Annotated in this window: 11 protein-coding genes, 1 tRNA gene and 3 pseudogenes; 5 read left to right on the forward strand and 10 right to left on the reverse strand. The window is 64.3% G+C overall.

Annotation, left to right across the window (positions count from 1 at the left end):
• Window positions 1–33: 33 nt before the first annotated feature.
• From ACVWW1_RS36125 to ACVWW1_RS36140, 4 genes and pseudogenes are all read right to left on the reverse strand, one after another.
• Window positions 34–192, reverse strand: a complete 159-nt coding sequence (locus ACVWW1_RS36125; protein ID WP_456659175.1) for a hypothetical protein — start codon at window positions 190–192, stop codon at window positions 34–36.
• 158 nt (window positions 193–350) lie between these two features.
• Window positions 351–965, reverse strand: coding sequence for a glutathione S-transferase family protein (locus tag ACVWW1_RS36130; protein WP_456659176.1), 615 nt, complete (start codon window positions 963–965; stop codon window positions 351–353).
• Window positions 966–1,142: 177 nt separating this feature from the next.
• Window positions 1,143–1,986: pseudogene (locus tag ACVWW1_RS36135) on the reverse strand (fumarylacetoacetate hydrolase family protein).
• Window positions 1,987–2,126: 140 nt separating this feature from the next.
• Complete coding sequence (locus tag ACVWW1_RS36140) at window positions 2,127–2,975, reverse strand: MBL fold metallo-hydrolase (RefSeq protein WP_456659177.1); 849 nt, start codon at window positions 2,973–2,975, stop codon at window positions 2,127–2,129.
• A gap of 115 nt (window positions 2,976–3,090) precedes the next feature.
• Here ACVWW1_RS36140 and ACVWW1_RS36145 point away from each other — a divergent pair, with 115 nt between their 5' ends.
• The gene (locus ACVWW1_RS36145) at window positions 3,091–3,504 is read left to right on the forward strand and encodes a DUF3775 domain-containing protein (protein ID WP_176533747.1); all 414 of its coding nucleotides are present in this window, start codon (window positions 3,091–3,093) and stop codon (window positions 3,502–3,504) included.
• 185 nt (window positions 3,505–3,689) lie between these two features.
• On the opposite strand, the gene ACVWW1_RS36150 is transcribed toward ACVWW1_RS36145, so the two are convergent.
• The 3 genes from ACVWW1_RS36150 to ACVWW1_RS36160 all read right to left on the reverse strand — a co-directional run bounded on the left by ACVWW1_RS36150 (window position 3,690) and on the right by ACVWW1_RS36160 (window position 6,492).
• Window positions 3,690–4,679, reverse strand: coding sequence for an NADPH:quinone reductase (locus ACVWW1_RS36150; RefSeq protein ID WP_456659178.1), 990 nt, complete (start codon window positions 4,677–4,679; stop codon window positions 3,690–3,692).
• A gap of 170 nt (window positions 4,680–4,849) precedes the next feature.
• Complete coding sequence (locus ACVWW1_RS36155; RefSeq protein ID WP_456659179.1) at window positions 4,850–5,632, reverse strand: SDR family oxidoreductase; 783 nt, start codon at window positions 5,630–5,632, stop codon at window positions 4,850–4,852.
• A 350-nt stretch (window positions 5,633–5,982) separates the two neighbouring features.
• Complete coding sequence (locus tag ACVWW1_RS36160; protein WP_456659180.1) at window positions 5,983–6,492, reverse strand: CvpA family protein; 510 nt, start codon at window positions 6,490–6,492, stop codon at window positions 5,983–5,985.
• A 110-nt stretch (window positions 6,493–6,602) separates the two neighbouring features.
• Between ACVWW1_RS36160 and ACVWW1_RS36165 the strand changes: the two are divergent.
• Window positions 6,603–7,365: pseudogene (locus tag ACVWW1_RS36165) on the forward strand (SDR family NAD(P)-dependent oxidoreductase).
• A 498-nt stretch (window positions 7,366–7,863) separates the two neighbouring features.
• On the opposite strand, the pseudogene ACVWW1_RS36170 reads toward ACVWW1_RS36165, so the two are convergent.
• Window positions 7,864–9,472 (reverse strand): annotated as a pseudogene (locus ACVWW1_RS36170) (GMC family oxidoreductase).
• A 132-nt stretch (window positions 9,473–9,604) separates the two neighbouring features.
• Complete coding sequence (locus ACVWW1_RS36175; protein ID WP_456659181.1) at window positions 9,605–11,038, reverse strand: coniferyl aldehyde dehydrogenase; 1,434 nt, start codon at window positions 11,036–11,038, stop codon at window positions 9,605–9,607.
• A 26-nt stretch (window positions 11,039–11,064) separates the two neighbouring features.
• On the opposite strand from ACVWW1_RS36175, the gene ACVWW1_RS36180 reads away from it, so the two are divergent.
• Both ACVWW1_RS36180 and ACVWW1_RS36185 read left to right on the forward strand, forming a co-directional pair.
• Entirely contained in the window at window positions 11,065–11,301 is a 237-nt protein-coding gene (locus ACVWW1_RS36180) for a hypothetical protein (RefSeq protein ID WP_456659182.1), read from the forward strand.
• Between the two features lie 53 nt (window positions 11,302–11,354).
• Window positions 11,355–11,431: transfer RNA gene (locus tag ACVWW1_RS36185), tRNA-Met, on the forward strand.
• A gap of 125 nt (window positions 11,432–11,556) precedes the next feature.
• Here ACVWW1_RS36185 and ACVWW1_RS36190 read toward each other — a convergent pair.
• A complete protein-coding gene (locus ACVWW1_RS36190; protein WP_456659183.1) occupies window positions 11,557–12,327 on the reverse strand; it encodes a hypothetical protein in 771 nt (256 codons plus the stop codon).
• A gap of 45 nt (window positions 12,328–12,372) precedes the next feature.
• On the opposite strand from ACVWW1_RS36190, the gene ACVWW1_RS36195 reads away from it, so the two are divergent.
• Window positions 12,373–13,359 (forward strand): hypothetical protein, encoded by a 987-nt coding sequence (locus tag ACVWW1_RS36195; RefSeq protein ID WP_456659184.1) that lies wholly within the window; start codon window positions 12,373–12,375, stop codon window positions 13,357–13,359.
• Window positions 13,360–13,383 lie beyond the last annotated feature (24 nt).

A 13,383-nucleotide genomic window follows, 5' to 3' on the forward strand; every position in this document is an offset into this window, starting at 1 on the left:
CCGGTTCGCGGGAAGAGAACGCGAAAAAAAATGTTAGTGCGCGTCGCGCACGGCGGGAATGATGATGTTGGCGAGGATGTCCCTTGCCGCAAGGCCTTCCTTCGGTTGGCCGTACCGGGCTGCCGTCGTCATCATCACAAGGTCGAGATCGGGACGAGGGAGGCGGGCAATCGTCCGGCTGTCGTCGCGCATGGCCGGCGATCCGCAAGGCTGGCTCTGTTGTCCAGCTTTCATGTGGTCGGCTCGCAGAGCTGCGCCAAAGACGGTCGACGCGAGCGCAACGCTCGCGCCGGGACGTTAGAGGCGGGGGGAGACTTCGCGCATCGTCGTTCTCCCTACGCGTAGCGTTGCTACGCCGGCGGCGGCGCCGAGATCTTCACCGACGGCCGCTCCAGCATTCTCTGGTAGAAGGCGTCGAGCTTGGGATAGGCCTTGCGCCAGCCGCAGTCGGCAAAGCGGAAATCGGCGTAACCGAGCACGCAGACGAGGCCGATCTGCGCGATGTCGAATGACGCGCCGTTCAAGACGTCCGGCCGGTTCTCGAACCGCGCCATGCCGGCCCAGGCCCTGTTCCAGTGATCGTCATACCAGGCCTGCCATAGCGAGCCCTGCGGCCGCACCATCTTCTCGTAGCGGCACAGCAGCATGGAATCGAGCATGCCGTTGAGCAGCGAATGATCGGTCTTCAGCTGCCAGCGCCGCGGACCGTAGCCGGGGATCAGCCGGCCGCCGCCGATCTCGTTGAGATATTCGACGATGACGTAGGAATCCAAAATGACGTCGCCATGATCGAGGATCAGCACCGGCAGCTTCTTCAGCGGCGAGATCCTGGAGTATTCGTCGTTGGCCGTGCCCGGCGCGACGCTGGCCGGCACCAGCTCGATCTTGTCGATCAGGCCAAGCTCGATCGCCGCGATGCGCACCTTGCGTGCGAACGGGGAGGCGGGGGAGAAGGTGAGTTTCATGGTGATGACCTCTTTCCGAGTACACCGCCGTCATCCTGAGGAGCGCGCCATCGGCGCGCGTCTCGAAGGATGGGCAACGATCAATACTATCTCGTCACCCATCCGCTGGGATGACGGTGTGCTGGGCTCATCCTTCGAGACGCCGCTTCGCGGCTCCTCAGGATGACGGGCCGGCAATTACGCCGCGACGATTTCCTGGCGCTGCTCGCCGAGGCCTTCGATGCCGAGCGTCACGATGTCGCCGACATTGAGGAAGGTCGGCGGCTTCATGCCCAGGCCGACGGCCGGGCGGGGTGCCCGTCGTGATGATATCGCCGGGCAGCAGCGTCATGAACTGCGAGACGTAGGAGATGCATTTCGCCATCGTGAAGATCATGGTCTTGGTCGAGCCGGTCTGGCGGCGCTGACCGTTGACGTCGAGCCACATCGACAGGTTCTGCACGTCGGCGATTTCGTCCTTGGTGGCGAGCCAGGGGCCGACCGGACCGAAGGTGTCGTGCGACTTTCCCTTGGTCCACTGTCCGAGGCGCTCGGTCTGGAAGTTGCGCTCGGAGACGTCGTTGCAGACGCAATAGCCGGCGACGTGGTTGAGCGCGTCGGCTTCCGAGACGTATTTGGCGCGGGTGCCGATGATCGCGGCGATCTCGACTTCCCAGTCCAGCTTGGTCGAGCCGCGCGGCTTCTCGACGGCATCGTTCGGGCCGGACAGCGAGGTATTCGCCTTCATGAAGATGATCGGTTCGGTCGGGATCTGAGCGCCGGTTTCCTTGGCGTGGTCGGAATAGTTGAGGCCGATTGCGACGAATTTGGAGATGCCGGTGACAGGGGCGCCGAAGCGCGGCTTGCCGGAGACGGCGGGCAGGGAGGCGGGATCGAGCGCGGAAAGCTTCTTCAGCGATTCCGGCGTGTAGGCTTCGCCGGTCAGGTCCTTCAGATGGGCCGAGAGGTCGCGGAGCTGGCCGGATTTATCGATCAGGCCGGGCTTTTCCGCTCCCTTTTCGCCATAACGAACAAGCTTCATGTTGATCACTCCCTACGATGTCTTGAGGATTGTTACTCGTATACCTCGACACGCTTCATGGAACAGCGCGCCGGGAAATTCAACCGCCATGAGCGCGCTGCATTGCAGCCAAGCCTTAATTCAAGGTCTGTTCGGTCCGATCACCCCAGCGCGACGAACCTGAACGCGTCGCCGTCGCGCTTGATGTGGCCGGCATTGAAATGCCCGCCGATCACCAGCGTCGGCGTGTCGGCAAAGCGCGAGAACAATTCGCGCCGCGTCGCGGCCGATTGCTTCTGGTCGGAGTCCGCGGTCGACGACCAGTCGAGGTGATACATCTGGCAAGGATGATGGGCGACGTCGCCGGTCAGCAGTCCTTCCGCCCCGCCGGACTTGATGTGGATGCTCATATGGCCGGGGCTGTGTCCCGGTGTCGAGATCAGCGTGATCTCCTCGGTGAGGCGATGATCGCTCGGCACCAGCTCGGCCTTGCCGGCATCCGCGATCGGCTTCACCGAGTCGGCGAACACGGCCGCATGCGCGGCATCGTCGCTGTGGTCGCGCCAGTGCTCGAATTCAGTCTTGCCGAATACGTAACGCGCATTGGCGAAGGTCGGCACCCATTTGCCGCCGGAGAGTTTCGTGTTCCAGCCGACATGGTCGACATGCAGATGCGTGCACAGCACGGTGTCGATGCTGTCAGGTGCAAATCCGGCCGCGGTCAGCTTCTCCAGGAACGGATCGTTGCGGTTGTTCCAGGTCGGCACGTTGCGGCCCTGCTTGTCGTTGCCGAGACCGGTGTCGACGATGATGCGGTGCTCCGGCGTCTCGACCAGCAGCGAATGGATCGACATTTTCAGCCGGCCATCCTCATTGGCGAAATGCGGGATCAGCCAGGGCAGGCTCTGGATCTCTTCCCGGCCGGCCAGCGGCAAGATGAAGCGCGTGCTGCCGACGGTCTCGAGCTCGACGACTTTTGTGATTTTGACCTTGCCGATCGTCCAGTGCATGCGGCGTGCCCTCCGTTTCTTTTATGGCCGGACCATGCGGGTTTCCGCGCGCCGGCGCAATGGATCAAGTCGGCGCCTCCCGCGTTACCGCTTCGTCGGACGAAGGAGTGCGCAAATGCCGGAACTCACAATCTCCCCTGAAAAAGTTGGTTTCTTGATCGAGAAGGCGCGGGAATTCGACGTCAAGGAGGGGATCGTCGATCCGGACTCCGGCTCGAACGGGGCCGACGACGAGATGATCGACGTGCTGGAGGACGACGGTAACGATCCGGTGGCGCGCGAGATCACGGGCTTCATCGATGCGCTGAGCGAGGACGAGCAGGTCGACCTCGTCGCGCTGATGCGGCTCGGCCGCGGCGACGGCACGATCGAGGAATGGGCCGATCTCCGCCGCGAGGCTGCGCGCGGGCGCAACGGCCGCACCGCGAGCTATCTCTTGGGTGAACCGATGCTCGGCGATCTCCTTGCCGAAGGGCTCGACGAGTTCGGCATACCGCCGAGCGACGAGCGCATCACCCCGATCCAGTAGGAAGCAGAAGTGTGTTGTTCTTACCTCGCCCCGCTTGCGGGGAGAGGTCGGATCGCATCGACAGATGCGATCCGGGTGAGGAGGAGCTTCCGCAGTCCCTGCCGTCACCTTCTTCGCGGTGACAGCCCCTCACCCCAACCCTCTCCTCGTAAGAACGGGGAGAGGGGGAAGTAGAGCAACGCGAGTTACCGCGCGCAATCGACGATCACGGTCCCGATCTTGTCGCCCTTCTCGACGGCGAGGTGGGCCTCGGCGGTCTCCGCCAGCGCAAATTGGCCGGCGATGTTGTGCACACGGGTGCCCGACGCCAGCCAGTTCGTGATGTCGGCCTGCGCGGCCGCGAGCAGCGGCGGCGGCAGTGCGAACAGCACCAGCGAGCGCAACGTGATGCACTTTTCCATCAATTCGCGCACCGGCAGTGTCGGCGTGCGGTTGCCGTTGGTGGCGTAGACCGCGATCGTCGAGTTCGGCGCCATGATCTTCAGCGTGGTCGCGAGGTTGCCGCCGAAATCGACGTCGATCACGCGGTCGACGCCGCGGTTCTCGGTGAAGGCCATTACCTTGGAGACGACGTCCTCGGTCCGGTAGTTGACGACCGTATCGGCGCCGGCAAGCCGCGCTTCCACGTCCTTCACTTGTGAGCTCACGGTCGCAATCACACGCGCGCCGCCCCACTTGGCGAGTTGCACTGCATAGTGGCCGACGGCGCCGGCGCCGCCGGTGACGAGCACCGTTTGCCCGGAGATCGGACCGTCGGCAAACAGCGCGCACCACGCGGTCATGCAGGGGATGCCGAGCGTCGCGCCGGCCGCGAACGACACGTCCTGCGGCAGCGGCGTCACCAGGTAGTCCGCGAGCGTAATGTACTCGGCCGCGGTGCCGAAGGCGCGTCCGTTGCGCTGGCCGTTGAACAGCCAGACGCGGTCGCCGACGGCAAAACGCGTCACGCCTTCACCGATCTGGTCGATGATCCCCGCGCCGTCGCTGTTCGGGATCACGCGCGGAAATTCCATCGCGCGATAATTGCCGCTGCGGCGGCCGACATCGGCCGGATTGACGCCGGAGGCCTCGAGACGAACCCTGACTTCGCCAGGGCCGGCGTCAGGCGTCGGCATCTCGCCGACGGTGAGTACCGTCGGCGCCGCGCCTGTTCGTTCGTACCAGACCGCCTTCATCTAGCGCCCCTTTCCGAAGTTCGTGAACTCGTCCAGCGACCTCTTGCGCGAACTTCGGAAAGCAAGAGGGCGCTAGAAGACTCGTGAATCTCTAGTGCCGCTTGACCGATTTGAAGCTCCCAATCGGCCTCGCCGCATATAGTGCAGGAGCTTCAAATCGGCGGCACTAGCTAGAGCGTACCCGGGAAGGCGCCGCCGTCGAGCAGCAGGTTCTGTCCGGTGATGAAGCCGGCCTTGGCGCCGCACAGGAAGGCGCAGGCGTGGCCGAACTCGTCGGGATGGCCGAAGCGGCCGGCGGGGTTCAGCTTGGCGCGCTCGGCCAGGACCTGCTCGGTCGAGATACCGCGCTTCTCGGCCTCGGGCTTCGCAGTGCCGCGCAGACGGTCGGTCTCGAACGGGCCCGGCAGCAGGCCGTTGATGGTGACATTGTTGATCACGGTCTTGCGCGACAGGCCTGCGACGAAGCCGGTGAGGCCGGCGCGGGCGCCGTTCGACAGACCGAGAATCTCGATCGGCGCCTTCACCGCCGCCGAGGTGATGTTGACGATGCGGCCGAACTTGCGCGCCATCATGCCGTCGACGGTCGCCTTGATCAGCTCGATCGGCGTCAGCATGTTGGCATCGATCGCCTTGATCCAGTCGTCGCGGGTCCAGTTGCGGAAATCGCCGGGCGGCGGGCCGCCGGCATTGTTGATCAGGATGTCCGGATCGGGGCAGGCCTTGAGCACGGCTTCGCGTCCGGCCACCGTCGTGATGTCGCCGACGATTTCGGTGACCGTGATGTCGGGATGGCCTTTACGGATCTCGTCGGCGGTCTGCTTCAGCGCCTCGGCGCCGCGCGCCGTCAGCGTGACGTGCACCCCCTCATTGGCGAGCGCGATCGCGCAGGCGCGGCCCAGTCCCTTGCTCGATGCGCAGACGATGGCGCGGCGGCCTTTGATTCCAAGATCCACGAGTTCACTCCCTGTGATGTCGGGTTGGTTTGTAAAGCTTCGATGGCGTCAGTCTAGCCAAGCCCGGCGGCGCCGGTAAGGGACGTGCAATGCATAAGTGCATGCCGGGTCGGAACAGGCGGGGGAATGCGCTCGGGCAAAGCAGGATGAGTTTTGGTTGAATCGGCTTGGCGCGGTCTCGGTTCACCTCTCCCCGCCGGGGAGAGGTCGGATTGCGAAGCAATCCGGGTGAGGGCTCTCGTTCTCTCGATAGATCGTAACCCCTCACCCGATTTGCTGCGCAAATCGACCTCTCCCAAGGGAGAGGTAACCTCCGACGCCGTTCCAGCTGAACCTAATCTCATCACGCTTTAGATGCGCTGCTCGCGCCGCAGCCGCTCGATCGCCATGGTGGCTTCGGGCGGCAGCGCCCGGAATCCGGCCTGTCCGGCCGCAGAGAACAGCGGCCGCAATTGTGATCCGTTGAGGAATTGCGGCTGCCTCGCCGGCGGCACCAGTTGATCGAACACCAGCACCAGCGTGGTCACGACGAGGCCGACCCTGATCGCGCCGAGCAACGCGCCGCCGAGCCGGTCGCCGATCCCGATCTCCGAGCCGATGGTATCGTCCAGCATCGTCCGCGCCATCTTTCCGAGGAAGACGCCGATCAGAAGGAAGAGACCGAACAGCAGCACCCCGTTGGGCGGTGACGACGGCAGCGTCGCGATGTGGGGCCCGATCATCGTCAGCGCGGCAACCGCGAGCGGCATCGCGACGAGATAGGCCAGGATGGTAACCGCGCTGCGCAGCAGGCCGGTCGTGAAGCCGGTGACGACCGCAAACAACAACCCGAGCGTCACGACGATGTCGAAGAGGTTCATGGATAAGGATTCCTGCCCCAATCTCCTGCGGTCCCCTGGTTGATCAAACCTGCTTACATCAGGGACAATTGTCGCTATCACTCGTCCGCTTCAATCCGGGAAACCTGCCGATGTCCGACCTATTCGATGTCAGTAAAGAAATCATCCTCATCACCGGCGCCTCGCAGGGGCTTGGGCGGCAATTCGCCCGCGTGCTGGCGGCGCATGGTGCTGCGGTGGTGCTGGCGGCGCGCCAGACCGCGAAGCTGAAAAGCCTCGCGGAGGAGATCAAGGCCAAAGGTGGCCGCGCAGCCGCGGTGCAGATGGACGTTGCGGATGTTTCCGGCATTGCGAAGGCGCTCGACGCCGCGGAAGCAGCACTCGGTCCGGTCTCGGTGTTGATCAACAATGCCGGCATCGCGATCGAGAAGCTTGCGACCGAGCAGACCGAGGCCGATTGGGACGCCGTGATCAACGCCAATCTGAAGGGCGCCTACTTCCTCGCAACCGAGCTTTCGCGGCGCATGATCCTGCGCAAGCAGCCGGGCAACATCATCAATGTCGCGTCCGTGCTCGGGCAGGGCGTGCTCAAGGCGGTATCACCCTATGCGATCTCCAAGGCCGGCATGATCCAGGGCACCAGGGCAATGGCGCTGGAACTCGCCGGCAGCAACATCCGCGTCAACGCGCTGGCACCGGGATACATCGACACCGAGATGAACCATGATTTCTGGCCGACGCCGGCGGGCGAGCGGCTGGCAAAACGGATTCCGCAGCCGCCGCGTCGGCGCCGAATCCGATCTGGACGGCGCGATCATGCTGCTCGCCTCCAACGCCTCGCGCTACATGACCGGCACGGTGGTAACGGTCGATGGCGGGTTTTTGTTGAATTAACTTCGCAGCCCGGGTGAAGCGCAGCGAAAGGCCGCGAAACGAGATCTCATCCTGAGAGGATGTGAGGCTATGTCCTCGTCCACTGCTGTCATCGCCCAGCTTGACCGGTCGATCCAGTACGCCGCAGCCTCTCGGCTCAAACACTGCGGTCTCTGGAATACTGGATCACCCGCATGCGCGGGTGATGACCACTGAGCAAGCTGAGCAATCACCCCGTCATCTCGAGGAGCCCGCCAACGGCGGGCGTCTCGAAGGATGGCTTGCACGATTTCGGAATAATGGAAGAATGCCGCTGATTTGCCCGACGAGTCAAGTTGCCGTGTCGAACGCCGGCAGCCGCCGGCACCTTTGCATGGGGTTGTTTTCGATATTTTGGCAGTGCGGCCCTGCGACGGCAGTCTCATAGGGTGGGCAAAGCCGCTCTCGCGCCGTGCCCACCATCAAGAGCCGTGCACGAAGAGGCGGGCACGCTTTGCTTTGCCCACCCTGCGCATTTGCTCACCCCACCCGCATCTCCGCCTTGATCATGTCGGCGGCCTTCTCGCCGATCATGATGGTCGGCGCGTTGGTGTTGCCGCCGATCAATGTCGGCATGATCGAGGCGTCGACCACGCGCAAGGCCTCGAGCCCGTGCACGCGCAGCTTCGGATCGACCACCGCAAGCGGATCGCCGATGCCCATCCTGCAGGTGCCGACCGGATGATAGACGGTGTCGGAGCGCGCCCGCAGGATGCTGCGGATGTCGTCGTCGGTGCGGACATCCGACGTGAACATGTCCTTCTGCTGCAGCGCGCGCAGCGCGGGCGTATCGAGCAGCCGCTTCGTCATCTTGAAGCCCGCGACCATGGTCTCGACGTCACTGTCCTCGCCGAAGAAATTCGGATCGATCGCAGGGGCCGCCAGTGGATCGGCGCTGTTCAGCCACACGCTGCCGCGGCTGGCCGGGCGCAGCAGGCAGACATGGCAGGAGAAGCCGGTGCCCCAGCGCGGCTTGCGGCCGTGGTCTTCCACCATGGCCATGCAGAAATGCAGCTGGATGTCGGGGACGTCGAGCTCAGGTCGCGTCTTCAGGAAGCCGCCGCATTCGGCGACGTTCGAGGTCATCGGGCCGCGCCGCTCGCGCCGGTATTGCCCGATACCCTTGATGATCCGCCCGATGCCGCTCCACGACAGCCCCGAGAAATAAGGTGCGTCCGAGGCGAAGCCGAACACGAAATCGGGATGATCCTGCAGGTTCTGCCCGACACCCGGCAGATCATGCGCGCTGGCGATACCGTGCTTGCCGAGCGCCGCGGCGTCGCCGACGCCCGACAGCATCATCAATTGCGGTGATTGGAACGCGCCGGCCGAGAGGATCACCTCGCGCCGCGCGCGCAGCACCTTCTTCTCCTTGCCCTGCATGTATTCGACGCCGACGGCACGCTTGCCCTCGAAGATGATGCGGGTCGCCTGCGCATGTGTCTCGATCCGCAGGTTGGGCCGGCGGCCCATGTGGGGATGGATATAGCCGCGCGCGGCGCTCCAGCGCTCCCCATTCCTCTGGGTCACCTGGTAGATGCCTAAACCTTCCTGTTCGGCGCCGTTGAAATCGTCGCGGATCCGGAACTGCGCCTCGCGCGCGCCCTGCAGGAACGTCTCCTTGACCGGATTGTCGGACTGCAGGCCCGTGACGTTGAGCGGCCCGCCCTTGCCGTGATATTCGCCGTCGAGCTCGGTGTTGTTCTCCGAACGCTTGAAGTAGGGCAGCACGTCGGCGTAGCTCCAGCCCGTATTGCCGAGCGAAGCCCAGTGATCGTAGTCGGCGCGATGACCGCGGATATAGACCATGGCATTGATGGCGCTCGAGCCGCCGAGCCCCTTGCCGCGCGGCTGATAGCCGATGCAGGCCGTTCAGGCCCTTCTGCGGCACCGTGTCGAACGCCCAGTTGTTGAGCTTGCTCGAGAGCATGAGAATGATGGCGCCGGGCGTGGTCACCACCCAATTGTCGTTCTTGCCGCCGGCATCGAGCACCGCCACCGAGGTCGCCGGATCCTCCGACAGCCGCCCCGCCACCGCGCAGCCGCCGGAGCCGGCGCCCACCACCACGAAATCGAATGTGTCAGTCACGTATGTTTCCCCCTGGTTATTCTTCTTTGTCATTCCGGGGCGCGCGCAGCGCGAGCCCGGAATCCATTTATCCGCGTCACTGCGGCGCGATGGATTCCGGGCTCGATGCTTCGCATCGCCCCGGAATGACGATTACGACAACAACCGCATCAGCTTCTCCAGCCGCGCGATCTTCGCGCCATAGGGCGGATAGAGATCGGCGAGCCGGTTGAAGCGCGAGCGGTAGAATACCGGCTTCAGCTTGGTCAGCGTCTTGAATCCCCATTCGCCGTGATAGGCGCCGGTGCCGGACGCGCCGACGCCGCCCATCGGCTGATAGGCCTGCGCGAAATGGAACAGGCAATCGTTGACGGTGACGCCGCCCGACACCGTGCGCGCCAGCACCGCATCGCGGGCGGCGTTGTCGGTGCCGAACCAGTACAGCGCCAGCGGGCGGTCGCGCCGGTTGACGAAGGCGATCGCCTCGATGGCGTCGCGGGTGCCCAGGACCGGCAGCAGCGGGCCGAAAATCTCCTCCTGCATCACGGTCATCTCGGGCGTCGCATCGACGATGACGGTCGGCGGAAATTTGCGCCTCGCCTTCCACTCGGGATCGTTCGGCGCAGCCGGCTGCATGATGGTCGCGCCCTTTGCGGCGGCGTCGGCGACGAGGCCCTCGAGCCGGGCATAGTGCCGGTCCGAGACGATCGAGGTGTAGTCGGGATTCTTTGGATCGGTGCCGAACATGTGCTGCATGTGGCCCTGCAGTCGCATCGCGAACGGCTGCACCGAAGCTTGCGGCACCAGCACGTAATCGGGCGCGATGCAGGTCTGGCCGGCATTGAGCAGCTTGCCGTAGGCGATGCGCTGCGCGGCCTCGTCGAGGTCGGCGGAGCCGTCGACGATCGCGGGCGATTTGCCGCCGAGCTCGAGCGTCACCGGCGTCAGGTTGCGGCCGGCCGCCTGCGCGACCAGCCGGCCAACGCGGGTCGAGCCGGTGAAGATCAAATGATCGAACGGCAGGGCGACGAAGGTCCTTGCGATCTCGTCGTCGATATCGGTGACCGCGAGCTCGGTGGTGTCGAACTTCTTCTCGATCACCTCGGCCAGCAGTTCGGCGAAGCGCGGTACCAGCTCGCTCGGCTTGATGATGGCGCGGTTGCCGGCGGCGATTGCGGCGACCGCGGGCGCCAAGGTCAGCTGCAGCGGATAATTCCAGGGCGCGATGATCCCGACCACCCCGAGCGGCTGCGGGATCAGCCGGTTCCTGGCCGGCGCGAACTGCAGCGTGGTCGGAATCCTCTCGGGCGCCATCCAGCCCTTGAGGTGCTTGGCCGCATGCTTGATCTCGCCGAGCACCAGCATGGTTTCGGCGATCGCGGTCTCGACGGTGGAGCGGTGACCGAAATCGGCCGAGATCGCCGCCTCGAATCGCGCCTCGTTCTCGGTTAGCGCGGCGCGCAGGCGGCGCAGCCGGTCGAGCCGCGCCTGCAATGTCGGCGCCGGCTCGCTGCGCGACAGCTCGAACTGGCGGTGAAAGGCGTCCTCAAGCGCATGCAGCCCCGGGCTCTTCAATGGCCGGTCCATCGCGTTTCCCCTCGAATGACGTGTCCTTGACGGATTTTGTTGGGCGCCAAGCTCCGCTTTTGCGCGCGATCTGGCAAGAGCGGGTTCCCGGCGGTAAATTTGCCAAGAAAACCATCGATTTCAGCGTCACAAAATCCTCAAAAACCCGCATCCGGGGCTTTCCAAACCGTACGCACGTTGATACATACCCCTCGCACCCGATGGCTTCGGCCCGGGTCGCCTTCTCAGGAAGCCCTCCGGACGGATCGATCGGCGCCATCTGATGCGTTGGCCGACCGGCTCCGGCACTCTTTCTGCAAGGCACGCAACGGTTTAACGCGGGGTGGAGCAGCCCGGTAGCTCGTCAGGCTCATAACCTGAAGGTCATAGGTTCAAATCCTATCCCCGCAACCAAGTTCGGACCAACCGGTTCCGATAAAATGGCCCGCTTCGCGCGGGCCATTTTTGTTTTGGAAAGGATTCGCGACGTCGATTGCTTGGCGCGCGGATCAGCGCCTCACCGTAACCCGGGCAGCTTCCTAGACGATGAAATGAAATTCCTGCCAGGCGCTCCAGGTCATGCCGTCGTTGGCGCGAACCCAGAGGTCGTCCGACACGGTGCCGCCATCGAAAGTCGTGCCGGCGAGCTGGGCCGCACTGACGTTGATTGCGGTGTTGGTGGGCTGCGCGTTGCCGCCGATGCTCCAGTGGCCGCTGCTTGCCGACGGCGTCGAATCCCACAATTGATACTGGTTCATGCTGTCCCCGTCGGCATCCGTGACCGAAAACAGACTCGATGCGGCCACGCCCTGGTTGGCGGTGGCGTGGAAATCGGATGCGGTGACGACCGGAGCATGGTCAATCGGTGCGGTGACGTGAAATTCCTTCCACGGCCCCCAGGCGAGGCCGTCGTAAGCCCTCGCCCAGAGATCGTCTGAACCGGAGCCGCTCTGAAAGCTTGTGTTCGAGAGCTGGGCTGCCGTCACATCGATCGCGACATTGGTGCCCTGAGCTACTCCGGCGACCACCCAGTGCCCGCTGCTGGGATCAGACGTCGAATCCCACAGCTGATAGTTGGCGATAGTGTCTCCGTCCGCGTCGGTGGTCGAGAACAGCGTGGAGGCCGCGATATCCTGGCCGTGGCTCGCGGAATAGTCGGTGGCCGATACGATCGGAAGGTTGTCGGCCGGCGCGTTGACGTGAAACTCCTTCCAGTTGCCCCATGTCATGCCGTCGAAGGCGCGCACCCAGAGATCGTCGGAGCCCGAACCGCTCTGGAACGAGCTGTTGGCCAGTTGGGCTGCGCTCACATCGATGCTCTGGCCCGCGGGCTGGGTTACGCCGGCCACGACAAAATGACCGCTGGCAGGATCGGTGGTCGAGTCCCAGAACTGAAAGTTGGTGATCGTATCGTTAGCGATCCGATCACCCAGTACGCGTTCTGGGACACCGGCGGCAATGGCCACTGGGTGGTGAACGGTGTCGCCCAGGCGGCCAACGCCGAGATCGATGTTGCGGCGGCGAACCTGTCGCAGGTCAGCTACGTGTTCGGCCCCGGCGGCTCGCCGTCGGATACGCTCTACGTGCGGGCCAATGACGGCAGCGAGTGGAGCAGCTGGAACGCCTTCACGGCCACCGCCACCAACCAGGCACCGACGGTCGCGGTCTCCAACGTCGTGACGGTCTCGGGGCAGACCTTTGCTGCTGCGAACCTCGTCACTGCGACGGACGCCGACGGCGATGCCATCACGAAGTATGCGCTGTGGGATTCCAACACCAACGGCCGCTGGAACGTTGGCGGAGTCAACGAGCCTGCGAATACCGAGATCGACGTCACCGCGGCACAGCTTGCCCAGGCGACCTATCAGGCCGGCTCGGGCACCGACCAACTCTGGATCCGGGCCAATGACGGCACCGCGTGGGGAGCCTGGCAGTCGTTCAACGTGACGGGAGAGAGCCCGAGCAGCGCTACCATCGTCCCGAGCGGCACCCTCGAATTGACGGGGGCGTCGAATGCCTCCGTGACGTTCCAGGGCTCGACGGGGACGCTGAAGCTCGACAATTCCGCGAGCTTTAGCGGAACCGTCGCCGGGATGACCGGTTCGGACGCGATCGATTTCGCGAATATCAATTTCGCGAACGTTCACACGCCGACCTTCAGCGGAGACTCATCGCACGGAACGCTCACGGTGACGGACGGCACCGTCACGGCGAGTATTGCGCTGCTCGGCAACTACATGGCCTCGACCTTCACGACCTCGAGTGACGGCCATGGCGGTACCCTGGTTGTCGATCCGCCGGCGACGCAGGTCAGCCAGCTCGCGCAGCCGCAGCATGCGTGAGGCTTGAAGATGAGGAGCTGTGTG

It is taken from the genome of Bradyrhizobium sp. JR3.5 (genome assembly GCF_054057015.1).